The sequence below is a fragment of the Amycolatopsis jiangsuensis genome (assembly GCF_014204865.1).
In the GTDB taxonomy this organism is placed as follows: domain Bacteria; phylum Actinomycetota; class Actinomycetes; order Mycobacteriales; family Pseudonocardiaceae; genus Amycolatopsis; species Amycolatopsis jiangsuensis.
On record NZ_JACHMG010000001.1, the window covers coordinates 4,298,488 to 4,322,211 of the forward strand.

The 23,724-nt window shown below is 71.5% G+C and carries 22 protein-coding genes; 8 read left to right on the top strand and 14 right to left on the bottom strand.

From position 1 onward, the window contains the following. The first annotated feature begins 2 nt into the window (after positions 1-2). Positions 3-1,193, top strand: a complete 1,191-nt coding sequence (locus tag BJY18_RS18985) for a serine/threonine-protein kinase (protein WP_184781247.1) — start codon at positions 3-5, stop codon at positions 1,191-1,193. A gap of 7 nt (positions 1,194-1,200) precedes the next feature. Here BJY18_RS18985 and BJY18_RS18990 read toward each other — a convergent pair whose 3' ends face one another. Next, positions 1,201-2,103 (bottom strand): LysR family transcriptional regulator, encoded by a 903-nt coding sequence (locus tag BJY18_RS18990; protein WP_184781248.1) that lies wholly within the window; start codon positions 2,101-2,103, stop codon positions 1,201-1,203. 104 nt (positions 2,104-2,207) lie between these two features. Between BJY18_RS18990 and BJY18_RS18995 the strand changes: the two genes are divergently transcribed. Further along, positions 2,208-3,125: a DMT family transporter gene (locus BJY18_RS18995; RefSeq protein WP_184781249.1), complete on the top strand. Its 918-nt coding sequence runs from the start codon at positions 2,208-2,210 to the stop codon at positions 3,123-3,125. 47 nt (positions 3,126-3,172) lie between these two features. On the opposite strand, the gene BJY18_RS19000 is transcribed toward BJY18_RS18995, so the two are convergent. Continuing rightward, a complete protein-coding gene (locus tag BJY18_RS19000; RefSeq protein WP_184781250.1) occupies positions 3,173-3,841 on the bottom strand; it encodes a response regulator in 669 nt (222 codons plus the stop codon). A 40-nt stretch (positions 3,842-3,881) separates the two neighbouring features. Beyond that, complete coding sequence (locus tag BJY18_RS19005; protein ID WP_184784710.1) at positions 3,882-5,231, bottom strand: ATP-binding protein; 1,350 nt, start codon at positions 5,229-5,231, stop codon at positions 3,882-3,884. A gap of 148 nt (positions 5,232-5,379) precedes the next feature. Here BJY18_RS19005 and BJY18_RS19010 point away from each other — a divergent pair, with 148 nt between their 5' ends. Next, positions 5,380-6,663, top strand: a complete 1,284-nt coding sequence (locus BJY18_RS19010) for a PspC domain-containing protein (protein ID WP_184781251.1) — start codon at positions 5,380-5,382, stop codon at positions 6,661-6,663. Next, positions 6,656-6,886, top strand: coding sequence for a hypothetical protein (locus BJY18_RS19015; RefSeq protein WP_184781252.1), 231 nt, complete (start codon positions 6,656-6,658; stop codon positions 6,884-6,886). Before BJY18_RS19010 ends, BJY18_RS19015 begins: the two co-directional genes overlap by 8 nt. Positions 6,887-6,950: 64 nt before the next feature. On the opposite strand, the gene guaA is transcribed toward BJY18_RS19015, so the two are convergent. Beyond that, positions 6,951-8,507: a glutamine-hydrolyzing GMP synthase gene (guaA, locus tag BJY18_RS19020; RefSeq protein WP_184781253.1), complete on the bottom strand. Its 1,557-nt coding sequence runs from the start codon at positions 8,505-8,507 to the stop codon at positions 6,951-6,953. Between the two features lie 120 nt (positions 8,508-8,627). Between guaA and BJY18_RS19025 the strand changes: the two genes are divergently transcribed. From BJY18_RS19025 to BJY18_RS19035, 3 genes are all read left to right on the top strand, one after another. After that, a complete protein-coding gene (locus BJY18_RS19025) occupies positions 8,628-9,176 on the top strand; it encodes a DinB family protein (RefSeq protein ID WP_184781254.1) in 549 nt (182 codons plus the stop codon). 94 nt (positions 9,177-9,270) lie between these two features. Beyond that, the gene (locus tag BJY18_RS19030) at positions 9,271-10,305 is read left to right on the top strand and encodes a zinc-dependent alcohol dehydrogenase family protein (protein WP_184781255.1); all 1,035 of its coding nucleotides are present in this window, start codon (positions 9,271-9,273) and stop codon (positions 10,303-10,305) included. 43 nt (positions 10,306-10,348) lie between these two features. After that, on the top strand, positions 10,349-11,794 hold the full coding sequence (locus tag BJY18_RS19035) for an aldehyde dehydrogenase family protein (RefSeq protein WP_184781256.1): 1,446 nt from the start codon (positions 10,349-10,351) through the stop codon (positions 11,792-11,794). Between the two features lie 18 nt (positions 11,795-11,812). Here the strand turns inward: BJY18_RS19035 and BJY18_RS19040 are convergent, their stop codons facing one another. The 7 genes from BJY18_RS19040 to guaB form a co-directional block, all read right to left on the bottom strand. Continuing rightward, a complete protein-coding gene (locus BJY18_RS19040) occupies positions 11,813-12,025 on the bottom strand; it encodes a hypothetical protein (protein ID WP_184781257.1) in 213 nt (70 codons plus the stop codon). Positions 12,026-12,246: 221 nt separating this feature from the next. After that, on the bottom strand, positions 12,247-13,698 hold the full coding sequence (locus BJY18_RS19045) for an FAD-binding oxidoreductase (protein WP_184781258.1): 1,452 nt from the start codon (positions 13,696-13,698) through the stop codon (positions 12,247-12,249). 83 nt (positions 13,699-13,781) lie between these two features. Further along, a complete protein-coding gene (locus BJY18_RS19050; RefSeq protein WP_184781259.1) occupies positions 13,782-14,471 on the bottom strand; it encodes a maleylpyruvate isomerase N-terminal domain-containing protein in 690 nt (229 codons plus the stop codon). A 16-nt stretch (positions 14,472-14,487) separates the two neighbouring features. Beyond that, positions 14,488-16,194 (bottom strand): GMC family oxidoreductase, encoded by a 1,707-nt coding sequence (locus BJY18_RS19055; RefSeq protein WP_184781260.1) that lies wholly within the window; start codon positions 16,192-16,194, stop codon positions 14,488-14,490. Between the two features lie 73 nt (positions 16,195-16,267). Continuing rightward, positions 16,268-17,407, bottom strand: coding sequence for a GuaB3 family IMP dehydrogenase-related protein (locus BJY18_RS19060; protein WP_184781261.1), 1,140 nt, complete (start codon positions 17,405-17,407; stop codon positions 16,268-16,270). 80 nt (positions 17,408-17,487) lie between these two features. Beyond that, complete coding sequence (locus BJY18_RS19065) at positions 17,488-17,943, bottom strand: DUF3574 domain-containing protein (protein ID WP_184781262.1); 456 nt, start codon at positions 17,941-17,943, stop codon at positions 17,488-17,490. A gap of 69 nt (positions 17,944-18,012) precedes the next feature. Next, positions 18,013-19,524 (bottom strand): IMP dehydrogenase, encoded by a 1,512-nt coding sequence (gene guaB / locus BJY18_RS19070; protein WP_184781263.1) that lies wholly within the window; start codon positions 19,522-19,524, stop codon positions 18,013-18,015. Positions 19,525-19,652: 128 nt separating this feature from the next. Here guaB and BJY18_RS19075 point away from each other — a divergent pair, with 128 nt between their 5' ends. Next, positions 19,653-20,048, top strand: a complete 396-nt coding sequence (locus BJY18_RS19075; protein ID WP_184784711.1) for a DUF5319 domain-containing protein — start codon at positions 19,653-19,655, stop codon at positions 20,046-20,048. 456 nt (positions 20,049-20,504) lie between these two features. Here BJY18_RS19075 and BJY18_RS19080 read toward each other — a convergent pair whose 3' ends face one another. From BJY18_RS19080 to BJY18_RS19090, 3 genes are all read right to left on the bottom strand, one after another. Continuing rightward, on the bottom strand, positions 20,505-21,449 hold the full coding sequence (locus BJY18_RS19080; RefSeq protein ID WP_184781264.1) for an anti-sigma-D factor RsdA: 945 nt from the start codon (positions 21,447-21,449) through the stop codon (positions 20,505-20,507). After that, on the bottom strand, positions 21,450-22,022 hold the full coding sequence (locus BJY18_RS19085; protein WP_184781265.1) for a sigma-70 family RNA polymerase sigma factor: 573 nt from the start codon (positions 22,020-22,022) through the stop codon (positions 21,450-21,452). It lies immediately after the preceding gene. A gap of 1,092 nt (positions 22,023-23,114) precedes the next feature. Beyond that, positions 23,115-23,711 (bottom strand): response regulator transcription factor, encoded by a 597-nt coding sequence (locus BJY18_RS19090; protein ID WP_020662719.1) that lies wholly within the window; start codon positions 23,709-23,711, stop codon positions 23,115-23,117. Between the last annotated feature and the right edge of the window lie 13 nt (positions 23,712-23,724).

A 23,724-nucleotide genomic window follows, 5' to 3' on the forward strand; every position in this document is an offset into this window, starting at 1 on the left:
AGTTGAGTTCAGAAGGCACCATCGTCGGCGACCGGTACCGGCTCGACCAGCCGATCGGCCGCGGCCGATCGGGCATCGTGTGGCTCGCGTTCGACACGCGGCTGTTCCGCACCGTGGCCATGAAGCGCATGTACCTGCCGGTCGGGCTGCCGCCGGAGCGGGCCGAACAGGCGCGGGCGATGGCGATGGAAGAGGGCAAGGCCGCGGCCCGGATCGAGCACCCGTGCGCGATCACGGTGTACGACGTGCTGCCCGACGGCGCCGACGTGTGGCTGGTGATGGAGTACATCCCCTCCCGCGGGATGTCGGTCTTCCTCTCCGAGTACGGGACTCTCACCCCGGAACAGGCGGCAGCGCTGGGCATCCTGCTCGGCGACGCGATGGCGACGATCCACGCGGCCGGCATCGTGCACCGGACGCTGGAGCCGGGCACGGTGCTGCTGGCCGACGACGGCGGCGTCAAGCTCACCGACATCGGCATCACCGGCGGTGGCCCGCACGCGGCCTACCGGGCGCCGGAGGTCACGCGCGGAGGCCCGCCGTCGCCGCCCGCGGACGTGTTCTCGCTGGGTGCCACCCTCTACACCGCGGTGGAAGGGGTGCCGCCGTTCGGCGAGGACGGCACCTCCCCGGAGCGGCCACCGCAGCAGGCCGGCGTGCTGGCCGGGGCGTTGAGCAAGATGCTGCGGTCCGATCCGACGATCCGGCCGACCATGGCCGACACGGTGCGCGCGCTCAAGGCGATCACCGTGGGACGCGAGCAGACCGCGTTCGTCCCGCCGACCGCGCCCGCGATGCCGACCATGCCGGTGTCCTGGCCGGGCCGGTCGCCGCAGGCCGGACCGACCCAGCAGATCCCGCCGTCCGTCCCGACCCCGCAGGCCCTCGCGCCGCAGCAGCCCGCCCAGCCCCAGCAGATCGGCCAGACCCAGCAGATCGCCCGGGCGCAGCAGTCCGGGCCGCTCATGCAGCTGCCGGTCCAGCAGGTTCCGCAGGCTCCCGCCCCGCCCCAGCCGATGCAGGTGCCCCGGCAGCCGACCGCGCGGTACGTGCCCTCGGCCGCGCAGCAGGCGGCCGCGGCGCAGGCCGTCCGCGAGAAGGCGGCGGCCCGGCGCCGGATGATCCTCACCGTGGCCGCGATTCTCTGCGCGGTGCTGATCGGGATCGGCGTTTCGGAACTGCTCTTCGTCTGACGCGGGCTCAGGCGACCGCCGTGACCGCCTCGCGCATCGCGGCGAGCAGCGTGCGCACGGCCGGGCTGCCTGCCACCCGCGGCGCCACCGCGGCATGGATTCCCCGGCTCGGCTGCGGATTGCGGACCCGCCGCACCACCACTCCCGGATGCGGGGTGCCGAGACCCAGCTCGGGAACCAGCCCGACACCCAGTCCGGCGGCGATGAACCCCTGCGCGGTCTGGTAATCCTCGGATTCGACCACCACGTTCGGGTGGAACCCGGCGGACGCGCAGGCGCCCTCGAGGATCGCCCGGCAGGCCCCCGGCAGCGGGTCGATGCCCACCCACGGCTCGTCGCCGAGCTCCGCGAGGTCGAGCACGCGTTTGCGGGCCAGCCGGTGGGTGCGGGGCAGCACGGCGCAGTACGGATCGTCGAGCAGGTGCACCAGCTCGATGCCGCCGGACGGCGGGGTGGACCGCGGGAAGACGACGATCGCCACCTCGGCGCGGCCCTGCTCCACCTCGGGCAGCGGATCGTCGGGTTCGATCAGCTTCAGATCGAGCCACACGCCGGGGTGTTCCCGGCGCACGGCGGCGACCGCGTGCGGCACCAGCGAGGCTCCCGCGGTGGCGAAGTAGCGGATCGCGAGCCGACCGGTGCGGCCCTCCTTGAGCTCGGTGAGCGCCGCCTCGGCCCGGGCCAGCTCGGTGCTGAGTGTTTCGGCATGGCTCGACAGCAACGTGCCCGCCGGGGTGGGACGGACCCCGCGGCCGACGCGCTCGAGCAACGGAGTGCCCGCCTCCCGTTCGAGCACCGACAGCTGCTGGCTGATCGCCGACGGCGTGTAACCCAGGTTCCGTGCGGCGGCAGTGATCGAACCACTCACGATCACCGACCGGAGGACCTGCATGCGTCGCACGTCAAGCATGCCTCGATGCTACAGCTCTGCTTAAAAGTCCGTGCAGTTATTTTCGCTTGTCCTTACGTCTGCTCGTAGCGAAGCTGATCGCAGGAGCGAGAGGAGACATCCAGGTGGGCGAGACCAAGACATTGCTGCGAATCCTGGCGCTGGCCTTGTTGTGGGGGTCCAGCTTTTTCTGGATCAAGCTGGGCCTCGCCGCGTTCTCGCCGGTACAGCTCGTCCTCGCGCGGCTGGTGATGGGCGCGGCGGTACTGCTGGCGCTGTGCCTGCTCGGCCGGCGCAGGCTGCCTTCGGACCGGCGTACCTGGGGGCACCTTGCCGTCGCGGCGTTCTTCCACAACGCCGTGCCGTTCCTGCTCTTCGCGATCGGTGAGGCCACTGTGGACTCCGGCGTCAGCGGGGTGCTGAACGCCACCACCCCGCTGTGGGTGCTGGTGGCCGCGCCGCTGCTCGGGGTGCCGAACCGGATGACCGGAACCCGGGTGGCCGGTCTCGTGGCCGGGATCGCCGGGATTCTGCTGATCTTCGCGCCGTGGCACGCTTCCGGGCTGCTCAGCTGGCCCGGGCTCGGCTGCCTCGCCGCCGCGGCCAGTTACGGCTTCGCGTTCGTCTACGAAGGCCGTTACCTGACCGGCACGGGAGTCTCGCCGTATGCGCTGTCCGGCGCGCAGATGCTGCTGGCGACCGGCTTCCTGGTGCTGGCGATGCCGTTCGCCGGAATGACGCCGGTGCACCTGAGCCCGCTCGCGGTGATCGCGGTCCTGGTACTGGGTGTCGGATCGACCGGGATCGCGTTCGCGCTCAACTACCAGATGCTGGCGAGCGAAGGCGCAGTGGCGACGTCCATGGTCGGGTACCTGCTGCCGGTGGTCTCGGTCCTGCTGGGTGCGGTGTTCCTGCACGAGCAGCTGAACGTCCGGGTGATCGTGGGCATGGTCGTGGTCCTCGGCGGAGTCGCCCTCACCCGGCTGCGGCGCACGCCGGCCGCGCGGCCCCAGGAACCGGTGGCCCTGGCGGAACGCGTCTGACTCGCGAGTGGCAACGCCGGTTCCCACCGGCGTTGCGCACGCAGAAGTCAGACCAGGCGGCGGTCCGAGGCCCAGCGGGACAGTTCGTAACGGTTGGACAGCTGGGTCTTCCGCAGCACGCTGGACACGTGCGTTTCCACCGTCTTCACCGAGATGAACAGCTCGGAGGCGATTTCCTTGTACGCGTACCCGCGCGCCAGCAGGCGCAGCACGTCGCGTTCGCGGGGCGTGAGCAGGTCCAGCTCGGGGTCGTTGATCGGCGCGGAACCGGGGCGGTCGGCGAACGCGTCGAGCACGAAGCCCGCCAGCCTCGGCGAGAACACCGCGTCGCCGTCGGCGACCCGGACCACCGCGCGCACCAGCTCCTTCGAGGAGATCGTCTTGGTGACGTAGCCACGCGCGCCGGCGCGGATCACCGCGATCACGTCTTCCGCCGCGTCGGACACCGACAACGCCAGGAACACCACGTCCGGCAGCTCCGGGCGGACCCGCCGGAGCACCTCGGCACCGCCACCGTCGGGCATGTGCACGTCCAGCAGCACCACCTGAGGCCGGGTCCGGGCGATCCCGGCGACCGCGTCGCCGACCGAACCCGCCTCACCGACGACCTGCACCTCGTCGGTGATCGAGTCCAGCTCGGTGCGCACCCCGGCTCGGAACAACGCGTGGTCGTCCACGAGGAAGACCTTGACCGGTTCCCGCTGGCTTTCCGTCACGATCGCACTCCCTCACTCGCGTGCCCCGAGCATAGCGAGGTCACGCCACTGTCTTGGTCGCCTTGACCGGCATGGCGAGCTGGACCTCGGTCCCCTCGCCGGGCGCGGTGCGCAGGCTGCACGTGCCGCCGTGGCGTTCCATCCGGCCGCGGATCGAATCGGCGAGCCCGTGCCGGTCTCCTGGCACCAGGTCCGGGTCGAAACCCTTGCCGCGGTCGCGCACGAACACCGTGACCGACGTGGGTTCGGCCTCGGCGAACACGCTCACCTCGTCGACACCGGCGTGCTTGGCCGCGTTCACGATCGCCTCGCGGGCGGCCTGCACGAGCGCGGTGAGCGGTTCGTCCAGCTCGACGTCGCCGACGACGACCTGCCCGACCGAGATGGCGAACTGGTCCTCGACCTCTCCGCACGCGGTGGCGAGCGCCTCGGACAGCTGCCGCGCACCCTCTTCTTCTTCCTTGGTCCGCTTCTCGCTGGGCTTGCCGTAGCCGCCGGGGCCGTACAGCCAGCCGCGCAGCTCCCGTTCCTGGCCGCGGGCGAGCCGGGCGACCTCGTGTGACTGGTCGGCTTGGCGCTGGATGAGCGCGAGCGTCTGGAGCACCGAATCGTGCAGGTGCGCGGCGATCTCGGCGCGTTCGTCGGTGCGGATGCGGGCGCGGCGTTCGTCTCCGAGGTCGCGCACCAGCCGCAGCCAGAACGGCACGGTGATGACCGCGACGCCGAACAGCGTGGCGAGCACCGCGAGCAGGGCGAACTTCACCTGGTCGAAGCTGCCGCTCTGGAACACGACGACCCCGATGCCGGTGGCCACCAGCGCGACTCCGGCGAGAATGCGGACGGCGGCCGATAGCCGTCCGCCGTCCCCGACCAGCGCGCCGGCCACCCCCTCACGCGCCCCGCGCCAGCGTCGCCGCTGCGATTCGTCGGCCTCGCGCCAGACCACCGCGGCGCCGATCGCCGCGAGCGCCAGCGGAACCGCGACCCAACCCTGGATGGTGCCGGTGAGCGTGCCGCTGACGACGGCGAGCCCGATCCCGAGTGCGATCAGGCCGTAGGCCTGCCGACGGTCCCGGGCCCGTGGCGTCGTCTCCGCTTCGTCGGCCCGCTGCTGCACGAACACCCAGAGCAGTCCGTACGCCAGCAGCCCCGCCCCGTTGAGCGCGGCGAGCAGCGCGAACGCGGTCCGCACCCAGACGACCGGCACCCCGAGGTGCTCGGCGAGCCCTCCGGCCACCCCGGCCACGGCCCGCCCGGACCGTTGCCGGTACATCCGCGGCCGCTGCTCCGCCTCGGCCACGTCCACGGAGGCGGGCACGATCGGCAACGGATCGTCGGAAGCCTCGCGCGGGGGCGCGCCGACGTCGAGAAAGTCCTGCACGGGTCCCATGGTCACACGCGTGCGCGGTACCGACATCGGGGAAGCCCCTGATCATCGACCCGGATCGCGCAGCGTCGAAGGGCACCGGTCTGCCTCCGGGGAAACTCAGGGACCTACCCCGATGTGTGCCGCGCCGCGCTCGCGCATGCTCTTCGGTATGAGTGGTGCGGAGCAGCGGACGTCCCGGGGCAACCCGTTGAACGGGTTCGAGGAGACCGCCAAGGACTTTTGGCTCAGCAGGCCCCGGCGGGCGGTGGACGGCCGGAAGGTCGCCGGGGTCGCGGCCGGGCTGGGGAACCGGTACGGCATCGATCCCGTGGTGATCCGGGTGGCGCTCGTCGCGGCCACCGTGTTCGGCGGTTTCGGGCTGGTGTTCTACCTGCTCGGATGGCTGCTGTTCCCGGGAGAGAACGACGAGGTCTCGGCGGCCGAAGCGCTGGCCGGGCGGGGGCGCACGAGCATGCCGAAGGGGTTCGCCATCGGGCTGGCCATCGTGCTGATTCCGGTGACCGGCTGGACGTTCGCGGGTGGCTGGTTCGACGGCGGCGGCCTGATCGGGCTGGTCCTGCTCTCCCTCGGTCTCTACTTCCTGCACCGCAGCCGCGGGCAGGACCACCGCCCGGCCCCGGTCACCGCGTTCGCGGCCGGTGCGGCCGTGCCCGGAACCGGAGCGTTCACGATGAGCAGCGACGCCGACACCTCAGCCCCCGCGGCAGCCGGATTCGATCCGCTGGCCGCCGATCCGGCGGGCTGGGACCTGCCGGATCCGGCCGCGCCGGTACCGCCGGTCGCGGCGGCACCGGAGTACGAGACACCGCTGCCGAGGCGGCGGAACTCGAAAATCGGCGGGGCCGCGTTCGGGCTGGCGGTGCTCGTGGCCGGCACCGGAGTCGTGCTGAACCTCAGCGACGTGCCCTGGTTCTCCCTGCAGCACATCATCGGCATGGTGCTCGCCGTGCTCGGCGTCGGCATGGTGGCGGGCGCGTTCGTCCGTGGTGGACGGGGACTGATCGGGCTGGCGGTACTGCTGTCGATCGGCGGCATGCTGCTGACCACGAGCACGTTCGGCGATCTCGACCTGCGCGGCGGAGTCGGCGACCTGACCGCCACCCCGCGTACGGTGTCCGAGCTGCAGCCGGAGTACCACCACGCGGCCGGGCAGCTCGACCTCGACCTGACCCAGCTGCCGGCGTCCGAGCCGATCACCACCACGGTCAGCAACGGCGCCGGTGACACCACCGTCACCGTGCCGGCGAACGCCGACGTGACCTACAGCTGCGAAACCAGCGCCGGGGACGCCACCTGCTTCGGCCGTTCGACCGACGGCGTCGGGCAGGACCCGCTGACCGGCATCGACAACGGTGCCGACGGACCGGGTGGACAGAAGATCACTCTCCACGTCACCAACGGCGTGGGCACTGTGGAGGTGCGCCGTGGCTGAGAACCCGTACTCCTACGACGAGCCGAAGTCCCCGGCGCGCCGGGGCGGCGTGGATGTGGTGACCCTCGTGGTCGGCATCGCGACCCTGCTGGTTTCGGGTTATGTGCTCACCGACGGGGCCAGCTGGCTGCCGACCTTCGACTTCCGGTGGATCGTCGCGGGCGGCGCGGTGTTCATCGGGGTGCTGATGCTCGCCTCGTCGTTCGGCCGCCGGCGGCGCTGAGGCGGACGCGGCGTGCAGGCCTCCTCGCGGGAACCGGATTCCGCGAAGGAGGCCTGGACGGCGTTCACTCCCACTCGATGGTGCCCGGCGGCTTGCTCGTGACGTCAAGGACGACGCGGTTGACCTCGGACACCTCGTTGGTGATCCGGGTCGAGATCCGTTCCAGCACCTCGTACGGCAGACGCGTCCAGTCCGCGGTCATGGCGTCCTCGGACGACACCGGGCGCAACACGATCGGGTGGCCGTAGGTCCGGCCGTCGCCCTGCACGCCGACGCTGCGCACCTCGGCAAGCAGTACCACCGGGCACTGCCAGATCTCCTGGTCCAGCCCGGCGGCGGTGAGCTCCTCGCGGGCGATCGCGTCGGCCGCGCGCAGGGTTTCCAGCCGGTCCGCGGTCACCTCGCCGATGATCCGGATACCCAGCCCCGGTCCGGGGAACGGCTGGCGGCCCACGATCGTCGCCGGCAGACCCAGTTCGAGCCCGACGCGCCGGACCTCGTCCTTGAACAGCAGCCGCAGCGGTTCGACCAGCTCGAACTGCAGGTCCTCGGGCAGGCCGCCGACGTTGTGGTGGCTCTTGATGTTCGCCGTGCCCTCGCCGCCGCCGGACTCCACGACGTCGGGGTAGAGCGTGCCCTGCACCAGGAACTTGTAGTCGCCCTGGGCCTTGAGGTCCCGTTCGGCCTGCTCGAACACCCGGATGAACTCACGCCCGATGATCTTGCGCTTCTGCTCCGGGTCGGTGACGCCGGCCAGCGCGTCGAGGAACCGCGCACGCGCGTCCACCGTCACCAGGTTGACCCCGGTCGCGCTGACGAAATCGCGCTCCACCTGCGTACGCTCCCCCGCACGCAGCAGGCCGTGGTCGACGAACACACAGGTCAGCCGCTCGCCGATGGCCCGCTGCACGAGTGCGGCCGCGACCGCCGAATCGACTCCGCCGGACAGTCCGCAGATGGCCCGGCCGTCGCCGATCTGCTCGGCGATCCGCTGCACCTGCTCGTCCACGATGGACGAAGTCGTCCACTGTGGACGGATGCCGGCGATGTCGTGCAGGAACCGGCGCAGGACTTCCTGTCCGTGCGGCGAATGCGCCACCTCCGGGTGGTACTGCACGCCGGCGAAGCGCCGTTCGACGTCCTCGAAGCCGGCGACCGCCGCGCCGTCCGAGGAGGCGGTGACGACCGCGCCGGCGGGCGCCTCGGTGACGCTGTCATTGTGGCTCATCCACGCCGTCTGCTGCCCGGGCAGCCCGGCGTGCAGCACGCCGCCTTCGCCGACCATCCGCACGTCGGTGCGGCCGAATTCCCGCACCCCGGTGGGCTCGACGACGCCGCCGAGAGCCCTCGCCAGCAGCTGGTGGCCGTAGCAGATGCCGAGGATCGGGACGCCCGCCTCGACCAGCTTCGGGTCCATTCCGGGCGCGCCCTCGGCGTACACGCTGGACGGGCCGCCGGACAGCACGATCGCCGCCGGATCCTTGGCCAGCAGCTCCTCGGCGGTCGACGTGGACGGCACGACCTCGGAGTAGACCTGCGCCTCGCGTACGCGACGCGCGATCAACTGCGCGTACTGCGCCCCGAAGTCCATGACGAGTACCGGACCGGTGGGAGTGGCCACCTACGACCTCCAGGCGAATGAGCGCTTTTGCCGACCATCGTCCCAGGTGGGCCGCGTCACGTCGGCGCTGGCCCCGGAACGAGGACCGGGACTGACCGCGATCGGGCATACCGTGCCGCCATGACTGTCGACTGGACCACCGAACTCGCCGAGCAGCTCGACTGGCACTGGCAGAACCACGTGCGCGAGCGGCTGGCGGGAATCACCGACGACGAGTACTTCTGGCAGCCGGTTCCGGACTGCTGGACCGTGCGCCCGCGTGCGGAGCGGCCGGACGGCCCGGGCACCGGCGATTTCACCATCGACTTCGCCTTCCCCGAGCCGGCGCCGCCCCCGGTGACCACGATCGCTTGGCGGCTGGCGCACATCATCGTCGGCGTGCTGGGGATGCGCGCTGCGTCGCACTTCGGCGGCCCGCCGATGAGCTACGACACCTTCCCGTACGCGGGCACTGCCGGCGAAGCGCTGCAGCAGCTCGACGACGCCTACGCGACCTGGATCGCCGGCGTGCGCGAGCTCGAAGCGGAAGGCCTCGCGCGGCCGTGCGGACCGGCGGAGGGACCGTACGCCGACGCTCCGCTCGCCAAGCTGATCCTGCACATCAACCGGGAGACTATTCACCACTCAGCGGAGGTACTCCTGATGCGCGACCTCTACCGGAGCCGCTGAACTGCGAAGGTCCCCTGCGTGGGTGTCGCCGGGAATGAATCCCGGCGTTCGCGACTCGGCACCGGGTGAGGGCAACCACCAGGAAAGGACCTTCATGCGAGCGACACTCATCTACGGCGCGGGCGACGTCCGAGTGGAGACGGTGCCGGACCCGAAGCTGGTCGAGCCCACCGACGCCCTCGTCCGGATCACGCGGGCGTGCATCTGCGGCAGTGACCTGTGGCCGTACGGCAGCCTGCCGGTACAGGAGCGGGGACGGCCGATCGGGCACGAATTCCTCGGCATCGTCGAGGAAACCGGTGCGGAGGTGACCAGCGTGCGCAAGGGCGACCTGGTCGTGGCGCCGTTCCTGTACTCCGACGGCACCTGCGAGTTCTGCCGGGAAGGGCTGCAGAGCTCGTGCCTGCACGGCGGCGGCTGGGGCCAGAATGGCGTCGACGGCGGACAGGGCGAGGCGGCCCGGGTACCGCAGGCGGACGGCACGCTCGTGAAGCTGCCCCACACCGAGGACGCCGATCTGCTGGCGTCGATGCTCACGCTGTCGGACGTGTTCGCCACCGGGCACCACGCCGCGGTCACCGCGGGCGTTCGCGAGGGCAGCTCGGTGACCGTGATCGGGGACGGCGCGGTCGGCCTGTCCGCAGTGCTGGCCGCGAAGCGTCTCGGCGCCGAGCGGATCGTCCTCATGGGACGTCACCAGGAGCGGACCGACCTCGGCCGCGATTTCGGTGCCACGGACGTGGTGGCCGAGCGTGGCGACGAGGGCATCGCGAAGGTCCGTGATCTGACCGGCGGCCGGGGCACGCACGCCGTGCTCGAATGCGTGGGCACGCTGCCCGCGTTCGAGATGGGGCTGGGCGTGGTGCGCCCCGGTGGCGCGCTGAGCCGCGTGGGCGTGCCGCAGTACGCGGAGGGTCCGATCGGGCGGCCGCTGTTCTCGAACAACATCACCGTTACCGGGGGCGTCGCACCGGCCCGGCACTACATCCCGGAGCTGCTGCCCGACGTGCTCGACGGCCGCTACCAGCCGGGTCGCGTGTTCGACCGGACCATCGGCATCGAGGACGTCCCTGCTGGTTACCAGGCGATGGCCGACCGTGAGGCGTTGAAGGTGCTCGTGGCGTTCTGACGCCGACGTGCCTCGTCCGGCGCAGCCGAATACCTTGGTGCGCATGGACACGATCACTCCACAGCCGCGGGCCGCGTGGGTCGCCGGGCGGGCCGAGCAGGGCGCGAGCACGCTGGTGGTGCGCCACCCGCTGGACGGCAGCGAGGTCGCGACCGTCGCGGTGCCCGGCCCGGAGCAGGTGGAACGGGCGGTGGCCGCGGCGGCCGCGGTCGCGAAGGAGTTCCGGCGCAGCCCCGCGCATCTGCGCGCCGGCGCGCTGGAGCACGTGTCCCGCGGCCTGGCGGCCCGTGCGGAGGAGATCGCCGAGGTGATCACCGCCGAGAACGGCAAGCCGCTGAAATGGGCCGAAGCAGAGGTCAACCGGGCGGTGTCGGTGTTCCGGATCGCGGCCGAGGAGGCCCGGCGGTTCAGCGGCGACGTGCAGCGGCTTGACGCCGACCCATCCGGGGACGCTCGGCTGGCGCTCACCCGGCGGGTGCCGCGCGGGCCGGTGCTCGGCATCGCTCCGTTCAACTTTCCGCTGAACCTGGTGGCGCACAAGGTCGCGCCTGCGCTCGCGGTCGGGGCGCCGATCGTCGTGAAGCCCGCGCCGCGCACGCCGCTGTCCGCGCTCGTGCTCGGCGAACTGCTGGCCGAGACGGAGCTGCCGGAAGGCGCCTTTTCGGTGCTGCCGCTGGGCAACGGGGAAACGCAGGCGCTGGTCGCCGACCCGCGGCTGCCGGTGGTGTCGTTCACCGGTTCCGGACCGGTCGGCTGGTCGATCGCCGATGCCGTGCCGCGCAAGCACGTGGTCCTGGAGCTGGGTGGCAACGCGGCGGCCGTGGTCCTGCGCGACTGGCCGGATCCGGAGGGCGCCGCGTACCGCATCGCGACCTTCGGCAACTACCAGGCCGGGCAGTCCTGCATCGCGGTGCAGCGGGTGATCGTGGATTCGGCGATCGCGGACGAATTCGTGCCCGCGCTCGTGGAAGCGGTGGAGTCGCAGCAGACCGGCGATCCCTACGACCGCAACACCGACGTCGGCCCGGTCGTCGACGAGGCAGCCGCCGAGCGGATCATCGCGTGGGTCGAGGAGGCGGTGGCCGGGGGCGCCCGGGTGCTCACCGGAGGCACCCGCGAGGGCACCGCCGTCGCGCCGACGGTCCTCGCCGACGTCCCGGCGGACGCGAAGGCGTGGGCGGAGGAGATCTTCGGCCCGGTACTGGCGGTGTCCGTTGTGGACGGTGTGGACGAAGCCCTTGCCGCGGTGAACGATTCGGCCTACGGCCTGCAGGCCGGCGTGTTCACCAGCGATGTGCAGCTGGCCTTCCACGCGTCCGCGGAGCTGGAGGTGGGCGGCGTGATCATCGGCGACGTGCCGTCCTACCGCGCGGACCAGATGCCCTACGGCGGGGTGAAAGGCTCCGGCCTCGGCCGGGAAGGCGTGCTCTCGGCAATGCACGACCTCACCGCGGAGCAGGTCACGGTGTTCACCGGCGTGGAGCTGTAGCCGCGGGAAGGCCTTGCGTCACCCACATGGTGATCGCGAGACGTCATCATCGACATTCGCGGTGGTGTCGCCGGACTCGGGGCTGCGGGCGATTCCCGCGTTGAGCAAAAGCAGCCCCGGACTGTCAAACGTGCCGCGCGCACGCTCGACGAGCGCGTCCAGGCCGTCGAGGTCCGCGATGCCGTTGCGGACGGCGAGGACGGCGATCGCTCCTTGCCCGATCGAACCCACGGCGGCGTCGAGCGCGGCCTGCGTCCGGCCGGTAAGTCACCCGGCTCCCGAGGCCGCGGCCAGCCTCGGCACGCTGGCCGTCGACGTGGCGTCCGAACGGTCGATCGAGGCCGGCTACCGCGACTTCGGGCCCCTTGCCCGCGCTGCCTTCGCGGAAATCACCGAGACCGCCGCCGTCCTCGATGCCGGCTGAACGCTTCGCACTCCGGGAAGGCCTTGCGTCACGCGGTCTGGGCGAAGGCGAACACCCCGTCCGGGTCGAGTGTCCGGGTGAGCTGGTCCAGGCGGCCGGCGTTGTCGCCGTAGTACGCGGCCTTCCAGTCCGGCAGGTCCGGATCGATGTAGTTCACGTAGCCGCCACCCGCGCCCGCGTCGGCCAATCCACTGACCACAGTGGACAACGACTTGCGCGCGCTCGGCTGGTTCGCGCTCGTGGCCGGCGCGTAGACCTGGATGCTGGCCAACGCTTTCCGGTGCCAGAAGGCGGTGTCGGTGGGCGCGACGTCGCCGACCGCGCCGCCGAGGCCGTCGATCAGCAGGTCCATGCCCTGGTGTCCGGCGGCGAGGTCGCTGACCTTTCCGCCGTCGACCGGATCGGTGATGATCCGTGACGATCCCACGAACGTCTGCCGTTGTGAGCTGCCGGAGAAGTAGTCCATCGCCGCGCCGTAGCTCAGCGTTTTCCTCGTGCGGCTGGACGGCGTGGCTTCCAGCTCGGCCAGCAACGGCGTCAGCTGCGCGGAGCTGCCCACGAACGCACCGCCGACCCGGCAGGACACGCTGGAACCGCCGGAGAGCACGATGTTCGACCACAGCTCCGGCGGCGTACCGGGCAGCCAGCGCTGCCACGCGTCGAGCACGTCGCCGGCCGAACCGGCCGGGAAGTGCAGGGAGAACACCGTGACGGTCGGTGCTTCGACGGTCTCGAAGGTGAAGGACGTGACCACGCCGAAGTTCCCGCCGCCACCGCCGCGCAGCGCCCAGAACAGGTCGCTCTCGCTGTCCGCGCTCGCCGTGCGCAGCTGTCCGTCCGGGGTCACGAGCTGCGCCGAGGTGAGCCGATCGCAGGTCAGGCCGTATTTGCGGGTCAGCACGCCGATGCCGCCGCCGAGGGTGAGCCCGGCGATGCCGACCGTCGGGCACGAGCCCGCGGGCAGACAGCGCCCGGCCGTGGCCAGCGCGGAATACACGTCACCGAGCTGGGCACCGGCGCCGATCACCACCTGGTCACCGTGGACGTCCACCTGGGACATTCCGCCGACGTCGACGACCAAACCCTTGTCCGGCGCGGAGTATCCGGCGTAGCTGTGCCCACCGCTGCGGGCGGCGATCGGCACCCGGCGACCCGCCGCTTCCACACAGGCCTGCACGTCCTCCGGCTTGGTGCACTTGGCGACCGCGACCGGCTTGTTGCCGTCGAACAACGGGTTGAACGCACGTTTCGCGGTGGCGAACCCGCCGTCGTCGGACAGCACCAGCTCGCCACTCAGCTTGCCACGCAAGGCCTCCCAGTCCGGTGGCCCGGACGGCTTCGCGCTCGTCGAAGGTGGCAGGGAGGTGGCCGACGTGCTCGGCTGCCGCGCGGGCGGCGGCGTGGCCCCGCACGCCGCGGCCGCCGCACCGACCGCGCCGAGCCCGGCTGCCCGCAGAAACGTCCTTCTCCCGACTGTCATACCCGTGGGACGCTACGGGCGGCCGGTCGGTTGCGCCACCCGGACGGCCGCGGCGGAGTCCTTTTCGGACTCGGCGGCGGGCTTCAGATCAGCGAAGCCAGTTCCGGCACCGGCCCGCTCAGCTCGGCACCGTCGCCACGACCGGTGAGCCAGGCCAGCACGGTCGCGGGCGTGCCGGTCACGAGGTCACCGCCCTCCCCCACCGTCCAGGTCCGGACGCCGTCGCCGAGCCGGAACGACGGCAGCGGGCGCGGGCACATCCGGATCAGGTTCGCGACCACGTCGTCGAGGTGGTCGCCGAGCAAGGCGACGGCGGCGGCGAGATCGTGCCCGGCGGCCAGGTCGGCCAGGTGGATGGTGGTCTCGGCCAGCCGCATGGTGAGCACGTCGGCACCGGTGATCGGCTGCCCGAGGCGGGCACGCACCGGCGCGGACCACGCCTGGGCCGGCAGCCGCACGGCCTGGTCAAGCAGGGCCCGCCCGGACGTCACGACGTCGGCAACGATCTCTTCGCCACCGCGGCGGGCACCAGCCTCGATGTCGTCGTCCCGCGCGGTGCCGGGACCGTACATCGGGTGCTCGACGCCGGTTTCGGCCCAGGTCAGCAGGTTGCCGAGGCCGTCGGCGTTGCGGGCGAGGTGGGTGAGCAGGTGCGCACGTGTCCAGCCGGGCAGGGCGCTCGGCGCGCCGAACGCCTCCGCGGGCAGGTCGCGGGCAACCCGTTCCCACTCCTCGTGCAGCTCCCGGATGCGGTCGACCGCAGTTGCGTTCACCAGGCGATAGTAGGGCTCAGCGACGCAGCGCGGCAGGTGCGTCCGCCGGAACCGCCGGGTTCTTCGGGGCCACCGGGTCCAACCGCCGGTAGCCCTCGCGCTGGTCCGGCCGGCGGTCCGGCTCACCCTTGTTGGGCCAGAACGAGAACGCCCGCTCGGCCTGCGCCGTGATGGTGAGCGACGGGTTCACGCCGAGGTTCGCAGTGATCGCCGAACCGTCCACAACGGACAGCCCGGGATAGCCGAAGACCCGGTGGTACGGGTCGATCACACCGGCGTCCGCGCTGTCGCCGATCGGTACCCCGCCGATGAAGTGCGCGGTGAGCGGGATGTCGAAGATCTCGCCCCAGGTGCCGCCGGCGATGCCGCCGATGTGCTCGGCGGCTCGTTGGTTCGCCTCGTGCCCGGCCGGAATGAAGCTGGGGTTCGGCTCGCCGTGCCCCTGCCGGGAGGTGTACTTGCGACGCCCGAACAGGCCGCGCCGGGTGTAGGTGGTGATGGAGTTGTCGAGGCTTTGCATCACCAGCAGGATCACTGTGCGCTCGCTCCACCGGTGCGCGTTGAGCAGCTTCGCGGCCTGCACCGGATGCTTGACCAGGAACGTGACCGCCTGCCGCCAGCGCGGCACCGGGGAGGACCCGTCGGTGGCGATCGTCTGCAGCAGGCTCATCGCGTTGCTGCCCTTGCCGTAGCGCACCGGCTCGATGTGGGTGTTCTCGTCAGGGTGAATCGACGAGGTGATCGCGACGCCCCGGCTGAAGTCGCGGTTCTCGTCCACAGTGGTGCGTCCGGCGCCGATGATGGCCTCGGAGTTCGTGCGCGTGAGCTCCCCGAGCCTGCCGGAGAGCTTCGGCAGCGCACCGGTGTCCTTCATGCGGTGCAGCAGGTTCTGCGTGCCCCAGGTACCGGCGGCGAACACCACCTGTGAGGCGGTGACGGTGGTGCGGAACCGTTTCGAGCGGGTACCGGTCTTCTGCAGCCTGATCTCGTAACCCGCGCCGCCAGGGCGCACGGACGTGACCGTGGTGAGCGGAATGACCTGCGCGCCGTCCTTCTCCGCGAGGTACAGGTAGTTCTTCACCAGCGTGTTCTTCGCCCCGACCCGGCAGCCGGTCATGCACGAGCCACATTCCGTGCAGCCGACGCGGTCCGGTCCGGCACCGCCGAAGTACGGGTCCGGTACCGACTCCCCCGGCCTGCCGAAGTGCACGCCGACCGGGGTCGGGTGGAACGATCCGGCCACCTCCATGTCGCGCGCGACCTGGCGCATCACCACGTCCGACGGCGTGATCGTGGGATTCGTGACCACCCCGAGCATCCGGCTGGCCTGGTCGTAGTGCGGCGCCAGCTCCAACTCCCAGTCGGTGATGTGCGCCCACTGCCGGTCGGCGTAGAACGGCTCGAGCGGGCGGTACAACGTGTTCGCGTACACCAGCGAACCTCCGCCGACGCCCGCGCCCGCCAGCACCATCACATCGTTGAGCAGGTGGATGCGCTGGATGCCGTAGCAACCGAGCTGCGGGGCCCAGAGGTAGCGCTTGAGATCCCACGACGTCTTCGCGAACTCGTCGTCGGCGAAGCGCCGCCCGGCCTCGACGACCGCGACCCGGTAGCCCTTCTCGGTCAGCCGCAGCGCCGCGACACTGCCGCCGAACCCGGAGCCCACCACGACGACGTCGTAGTCCGGCTCGTTCCGCCCTGTGGTGGTGTTACTGGCAGTCACACCTTGGAGCGTAACCCCGCCGGATCCTCCTGACCAGAGGTAAGTTACCGGCCAGTTAGGTCACGTCGGCCGCTCAGCCGCGCACGGTCAGGCCGACGCGTTGGAACTCCTTCAGGTCCGAGTAGCCGGTCTTGGCCATCGCGCGACGCAGCGCGCCGAAGAGGTTCACCACGCCCTCCGCGTCCGAGGAAGGGCCGAAGAGCAGCGTTTTCAGGTCCACCGCGTAGTCCGAGTCCGGGCCGGCGACCACGCGGGAACGCGGCAGCGACGGGTGCGCGGCCGCGGCCGTCCAGTACAGGCCCTGACCCGGTGCGTCCGAAGCGGCCGACAGCGGCGCGCCGAGCATCACGGCGTCCGCACCGCAGGCGATGGCCTTCGCGATGTCGCCGGAAGTGGTGATGCCGCCGTCGGCGAGCACGTGCACGTAACGGCCGCCGGTCTCGTCGAGGTAGTCGCGACGGGCCGCGGCGGCGTCCACGATCGCGGTGGCCATCGGCACCCCGATGCCCAGCACGCGGTCGGTGCTGGTGACGCCCTCGGAATAGCCGTGGCCGACGATGACGCCGGCCGCGCCGGTGCGCATCAGGTGCATCGCGGTGCGGTAGTCGCTGACCCCGCCCGCGATCACCGGCACGTCGAGCCGGCCGATGAACTCCTTGAGGTTGAGCGGTTCCGCGTCGCGCTGCACGTGTTCGGCGGAAATGATCGTGCCCTGCACGACGAGGATTTCCACGCCCGCGGCCAGCAGGTCCGGGGTCAGCTCGGCGGCGTGCTGCGGGCTCACCCGCGCGGCGACCGTGACCCCGGACTCGCGCATCGTCTTGATCGCCTCGGTCAGCAGGTCCAGCCGGATCGGCGCGGAGTGCAGCTCCTGCAGCTCGCGCACGACCGCGGTCGGGTCCTCACTGTCCTCGGCGGCACGCACGAGCCGGAAGATCGCTTCCTCGACGTTCGCGTGGCGCGCCCACAGGCCCTCGGCGTTGAGCACGCCCAGTCCGCCCAGCTCGCCGATCGCGACCGCGGTGCCGGGCGAGACGATCGCGTCCGTGGGGTGGGTGACCAGCGGCAGGTCGAACCGGTACGCGTCGATCTGCCACGCGGTGGAGACCACCGACGAGGACCGTGTCCGCCGTGACGGCACGATCTCCACCTCGTCAAGGCCGTACGCCCGCCGCGCGGTGCGGCCCATGCCGATCTCGACCAGATCCCGCACGTGATGTCCCTTCTCGCGCCGACGACAACGGGGTCCATTGTCGCCAGTCCGCGTCGGTGACCTGCGCACGGGGGGCGGTTTCAGAACGAGACGCGGGCCACCGAATCAGTCCGCAACACCGACTCCTGGTCGAACAGCTTCCGGTAGTCGGAACGGATCCGCTCCAGGTCGGCGTTCGCGTCGCGGTCGGTGAACGGGTACAGCAGCACGAGCACGACGGAGCGTTCCCTGGTGATCGCTCCCGCTCCGGAACGCCACTGCCCAGTGCCCTCGAGCTGGGTGAACCCGTCCGGGAAGCGTGGCGTGACCTCGGTGGCGGTGAAGTCCGCGAACTCCCGCTCGGTGACCACCCCGCCGTCCGGCCTGCCGGTGCCGAAGTACAGCTCGGTGCGTTTCCAGACCTCACCGGGTGCCCCGTCCGCTGTGCTCGCCGGCGGCGGAGCGGGGTCCGCGGCCGCCGTCGCCGCCACTGCGCCGCCCGCGCCGAGTAACGCCGCGGTGGCCACCGTCACCGCGAACCGTCGTGAAATCCGCATGTCCGCCCGCCCTTTCCGGAAACGTCCGTCTCCGCGAAGGACCCAGTCTGGCCGGACGGCGGCGCCGGGTCAGCGGGTGGTGTAGTTGGGCGCCTCGACGGTCATCGTGATGTCGTGCGGGTGGCTTTCCTTCAGGCCGGCCGCGGTGATCCGCACCAGCTGCGCTTCCTGCAGCTGCGGGATCGTCGTGGCGCCCGCGTAGCCCATGCCCGCCCGGAGGCCGCCGACGAGCTGGTGCACCACGTTCGCGAGCGGGCCACGGAACGGGATGCGGCCTTCGATGCCTTCGGGCACCAGCTTGTCCTCGTTGAGCACGTCGTCCTGGGCGTAGCGGTCCTTGGAGTAGGACTTCGCCTCGCCGCGCGACTGCATGGCGCCCAGCGAACCCATCCCGCGGTAGACCTTGAACTGCTTGCCGTTGACCAGGATCAGGTCACCGGGCGACTCCGCGGTACCGGCGAGCAGGCTGCCCAGCATCACGGTGGACGCGCCGGCCGCGAGTGCCTTCGCGATGTCGCCGGAGTACTGGATGCCGCCGTCGCCGATCACCGGCACCCCGGCCGGGCGCGCGGCCTGGTCGGCCTCGTAGATCGCGGAAATCTGCGGCACGCCGACGCCGGCGACGATGCGCGTGGTGCAGATCGAGCCCGGGCCGACGCCGACCTTCACCCCGTCCACCCCGGCGTCCACCAGCGCCTGCGCGCCCGCGCGGGTCGCGACGTTGCCGCCGACGACGTCGACGGTGTCGCCGAGTTCCTTCTTCAGCAGCCGCACGGTGTCGACCACGGCGCGGGAGTGACCGTGCGCGGTGTCGACCATCAGCACGTCCACACCCGCCTCGGCGAGCGCCATGGCGCGCTTGTGCCCGTCCGCGCCCACGCCCACCGCGGCGCCGACGATGAGCCGGCCGTCCGGGTCCTTGCTGGCGTTGGGGTACTGCTCGGTCTTCACGAAGTCCTTGACCGTGATCAGGCCACGCAGCTTGCCCGCGCCGTCGACGATCGGCAGCTTCTCGATCTTGTGCCGGCGCAGCAGGCCGAGCGCGGCCTCCGCGGTGACGCCGACCTGCGCGGTGACCAGCGGCGCCTTCGTCATGACCTCGCTGACCAGGCGCGTGTAGTCGACCTCGAACCGCATGTCGCGGTTGGTGATGATCCCCACGAGCGCACCGGAGGCGTCGGTGACCGGCACGCCGGAGATCCGGAACCGGGCGCACAGCGCGTCGACCTCGGCGAGCGTGGCGTCCGGCGAACAGGTGACCGGGTCGGTGACCATCCCGGCCTCCGACCGCTTCACGACCTCGACCGCCGCGGCCTGCTCCTCGATCGGCAGGTTGCGCTGCAGCACGCCCATCCCGCCCTGGCGGGCCATCGCGATCGCCATCCGGCCCTCGGTGACGGTGTCCATCGCGGCCGACACGAGCGGTACGCCCAGCGTGATGTTGCGGCTGAGCCGGGTGCTCGTGTCCACCGCGCTGGGCACCACGTCGGATTCGGCAGGCAGCAGCAGCACGTCGTCGAAGGTGAGGCCGAGCATCGCGAACTTGCTGGGCACGGCGGGGGTGATGCTTTCGCTGGTCATGCGGGCGAAGGGCCTTCCTGACGGGAGTGAGCGGAGCGGCGGTGGACTGGCTCGGACCTTCTCCTCATGATATCCGGGCCGCGACCCCGGCCCGGGCGGGTGGGGACGGGCGCCACACTGCGGGTAACCTGCGGGCCGTGCCGCACGACGTGTTGCCTCCCGACCCGTTCGAGGACGATCCGGAAGACCCGGCCCGGTCCATCCTCGATTCCGACGACCACCCGGACGAGCCGATCAGCCCGGACGAACGCACCGAACTGCTGGCCGACCTGTCCGATCTCGCCGTGTACCAGGCTCTTCTCGAGCCGCGCGGGGTCCGCGGCATCGTGGTCGACTGCGGTGAATGCGACGAACCCCACTACCACGACTGGCACCTGCTGCGCGCCAGCCTGGAACAGCTCCTCTCGGACGGCCGGATGCGGCCGCACGAACCGGCCTTCGACCCGAACCCGGGCGACTACGTGAGCTGGGACTACTGCCGCGGCTTCGCCGACGGAGTCACGGCGAACGAGAGCGCTTACTGACGTTCGGCGCACAGCCCTGGTGAGGTCACTCACCAGGGCTTTTTGACGTGCCCGTGAAGTTGTCCACAGGGATGTCCACAGGGGATGGCCGGTGTGGACAACCCGTTCGGGTCACGTCGGCCGGGGTGCAGTCCGCGGGCACACGCCACGCCGGGCGACGAGGCGTTGACCGCAATCGCGCACGGCCCTGTCCGGACGCGGGGCCAGCCGTAACCGCGCACGGCCCAGCCGGGACGCGGGCCAGCCGTGGCCCTGCACGGCCAGTCGGAATGGGGGGCAGCCGTGGCCCTGCACGGCCAGTCGGAATGGGGCTGGTTCCGCGCCGTGAACCCGTGGTCCCGGGCATATGTCGGTTCCGGACGATGGGCCGGTGCCGCGTCGAACCCTGGCCGGGCACTGCCGTGCCTCTGCCGCGCCCTGCCCTGGCCGGGCGCTGCCGTGCTCGCCGGGCGTGGGTCACGAACCGGCTGGGTCGCCGTTCGGTGCTTCGCCGCCGTTCTGCGAGGACTCGTTGCGTGGGCTGCCGTTGCTGCCTGAGCCGGAGCCGGGATCGTTGCCGGTGACGCTCGTGCTGGGCGGCGGCTCGCTGGTGCTCGACTCGTCGGGCGGCGGTGACGTCGTGGTGGTCGGCAGGCTGGTGGTGCCGGAGCCGGGCAGCGACGTCGGCTGGCCACTGGGCTGTTGCTGCTGGCTCGTCGACGAGTCCTTCGGCGGCGGTGCGCTCGCCTGCGAGGTGGGCAGCTGTCCGCCGGGCGGCGAACTCGGCGTGCCGAGCTGTGCGGCCAGCTGGCGGTGCTGCTCCATGAGCTGATCGCGGTTTTCCGCGTCGGTGACCTGGTTCAGCGCGGCCTGCGCGTCGTCGAGAGCGCGCCGGGCGTCGGCGAGGCGGTTGTCCGCCAGCGCGAGATTGGCCTTCTCCAGGTCGAGCTTCGCCGCCGCGGCGGCCTCGACCGAGCGGGCGTGGTCGCCGTAGAGGACTTTCGTAAGGCCCCACAGCGTGTCGCCGGGCTGGGCGTCACGGGCGGCCAGGCCGGTGCCGGTGAACGCGATCGCGGCGGCGGCGCACGCGGCGGCCACCGGGATGAGGATGCGTCGTCTTCGGCTGCGGCCGGCGTGCCGGCGCACCAGCGTGGCCTGTTTGACGGTGGTGACCGCGGTGTCGATGTCGACCAGCTCGGCCAGCGGTTCGCTGTCGATGTCCCGGCGCCAGGACAGCAGCAACGCGTTGAGCTCCTGGTCACCGAGGCCGTCGGCGATCGCGGGGTCGGTTCCGCCGAGTGCGTCGAGCAACGCGTCGTCGGCCTGGATCGCCGTGAGGTCACCGTCGGCCTCGGCGTCGTAGCCGGTCGTCCCGCCGGTCTGCGCGGAAGGCGTCAGGTCGCGGTCGTCGGAATCGGCCACTCAGATCACCTCCTCGGCGGAGAGCACCTTGCGCAGCCGGGCCAGCGCGCGGTGCTGGGCGACGCGGACGGCCCCGGGAGTGGACCCGACGGCTTCCGCGGTCTCCTCCGCCGACAACCCCACCACGACCCGCAGCACGACGATCTCCCGCTGCTTCTCCGGCAGCACCTGCAGCAACTGCGCCATCCGCTCGTTCAGCTCGCCCTGCAACGCACGTTGTTCCGGGCCGACGCCGGTCTCGACCTCGTCCGGGATCTCGGCGACCGGATCCGCCCGGTTGCGACCCGCCGCGCGATGCGCGTCCGCGACCTTGTGCTGCGCGATACCGTAGACGAACGCCAGGAAGGGGCGGCCCTGGTCGCGATACGCTGGCAACGCCGTGAGCACCGCGAGACACACCTCCTGCGCAACGTCGTCTGCCGAAGCGAATGACCGCTCCTGCCTGCCAACCCGAGCGCGGCAGTACCGCACTACGAGCGGACGGATGGCCGCGAGCAGCCGCTCGACTGCTTGAGGGTCTCCCTCGACAGCAGCGGCGACCGGCTCTTCCAGTCCATCCCCCACAGTGGCCATCGCAGACAACAGTCCCAGTGTTACGTGTAGGCGTGCAAAGAATCCGGCGCGTGGTCTTCCAGCCATTCGCCGGCCACAGTCACCGTACCGTCGGAGCCGCCCCGGACAACCGCCAGAGGTGGCGACCGGCGAGCCGCATTCTGTCCGGACCTGCCCCGGACGCCCCATCCTCGCAGGTCGAGGCCCGGCACGACCAGTCTACCGACGGTTCACCAGGTGAAGTGGGAAGAACCACGGTCCACCCAGGCAACCAAACCGTGCCGACGGTGTGTTTCGGCCGGTGTCGGGCCGTTGGTGCCATCGGTGGTGTCGGGCGGCGTCGCGACCGGTCGTGGCCGTGCCGGTCGTGGCCGTGCCGGTCGTGGCCGTGCCGGTCGTGGCCGTGCCGGTCGTGGCCGTGCCGGTCGTGGCCGTGCCAGTCGTGGCCGTGCCAGTCGTGGCCGTGCCAGTCGTGGCCGTGCCAGTCGTGGCCGTGCCAGTCGTGGCCGTGCCAGTCGTGGCCGTGCCAGTCGTGGCCGTGCCAGTCGTGGCCGTGCCAGTCGTGGCCGTGCCAGTCGTGGCCGTGCCAGTCGTGGCCGTGCCAGCCCGGCGCGGCGCCCTCGCCTGACCACCGCGCCATCGCCCGGCTGACCACAGCGTCACGATCCGGAGGCACAGCGTTGCCCCGCCTGGCGCAGGCCACAGACGCCTCCATCTGACTTACCACCGCGTCCCCACCCGGGGTCACGGCGTAGCGCCGCCCGGCACGGGCCACAGCAGTCCCACGCAGCTTGGCCACAGCGTCACCGCACTGCCCACAACGCCCCCACCTGACTGGCCACCGCGTCCCGAACCGGGGTCACGGCGTTGCCCAGCCCGGCGAGGCCACAGCGCCCCACCCAGCGGGCCGCCGCTGGCACGCCGCGGTCGGGTTCGCACGATTCGGTCCGGATGGCCGTAGCCTGCGCCGTCCCGAGCGGGCGGGCGAGGGGCGAAGTCGCAGCGGTACCGGACGGCGGGCGGAGACACAGGTACGGGCCAGGGCTTTCACCCTGGCCCGTCGTCACCGCGGTTTCGGTTCGGCAACCCCGTCCTGGTCGGCCGGCTGCGGCGTCAGGAGACCAGACCGCGGCGGAAGCCGTGGGCCACGGCCTGGGCACGGTCGCGTACGCCGAGCTTGCGGAACAGCCTGCGCGCGTGCGTCTTGACGGTGTCCTCGGACAGGTACAGCTCGCGGCCGATCTGGCCGTTGCTCTTGCCCTGGCTCATGCCGCGCAGCACCTGCAGCTCGCGCTCGGTGAGCTGGACGCCAGGGTCGGACGGCTGCCGCGGCGCGGGCACCGAGGTGCTCGCGAGCGTGTGCGCCAGTGCGGCGACCAGCTCCGGACGCGACGCGTCCCAGCGCAGGTAGCCGCGGGCACCGCCGGCGATCGCGGCGGCGATGCTGCCCGCGTCGTCCGGGGCACCGAAGACGATGACGTTCGCCTGGGGGTTGGCAGAGACGAGCCGACGGGTGGCTTCGACGCCTGTCGGGACCGCGCGCTGGGTACCGACCAGCACGACGTCGACCGGCTGACGGGTGTACCGGGCCAGCAGCTCGTCACCGTGCGCTACGCAGTCGATGCGACTGACCCCTGGGACCGCGGACATCACACGGGTGAGCCCTTCGCGGACACTGCGTCGGTCGTCGCAGATCAAGACCGTCGTCACGGGGTTTCCTTCC

What these genes read in the sequence shown, in the direction of transcription:
- BJY18_RS18990 (WP_184781248.1), bottom strand. Translation starts at nt 2,103, where the DNA reads ATGCTTGACGTGCGACGCATGCAGGTCCTCCGGTCGGTGATCGTGAGT.
- BJY18_RS19005 (WP_184784710.1), bottom strand. Translation starts at nt 5,231, where the DNA reads ATGGGACCCGTGCAGGACTTTCTCGACGTCGGCGCGCCCCCGCGCGAG.
- BJY18_RS19010 (WP_184781251.1), top strand. Translation starts at nt 5,380, where the DNA reads ATGAGTGGTGCGGAGCAGCGGACGTCCCGGGGCAACCCGTTGAACGGG.
- BJY18_RS19025 (WP_184781254.1), top strand. Translation starts at nt 8,628, where the DNA reads ATGACTGTCGACTGGACCACCGAACTCGCCGAGCAGCTCGACTGGCAC.
- BJY18_RS19030 (WP_184781255.1), top strand. Translation starts at nt 9,271, where the DNA reads ATGCGAGCGACACTCATCTACGGCGCGGGCGACGTCCGAGTGGAGACG.
- BJY18_RS19035 (WP_184781256.1), top strand. Translation starts at nt 10,349, where the DNA reads ATGGACACGATCACTCCACAGCCGCGGGCCGCGTGGGTCGCCGGGCGG.
- BJY18_RS19045 (WP_184781258.1), bottom strand. Translation starts at nt 13,698, where the DNA reads ATGACAGTCGGGAGAAGGACGTTTCTGCGGGCAGCCGGGCTCGGCGCG.
- BJY18_RS19065 (WP_184781262.1), bottom strand. Translation starts at nt 17,943, where the DNA reads ATGCGGATTTCACGACGGTTCGCGGTGACGGTGGCCACCGCGGCGTTA.
- guaB (WP_184781263.1), bottom strand. Translation starts at nt 19,524, where the DNA reads ATGACCAGCGAAAGCATCACCCCCGCCGTGCCCAGCAAGTTCGCGATG.
- BJY18_RS19085 (WP_184781265.1), bottom strand. Translation starts at nt 22,022, where the DNA reads ATGGCCACTGTGGGGGATGGACTGGAAGAGCCGGTCGCCGCTGCTGTC.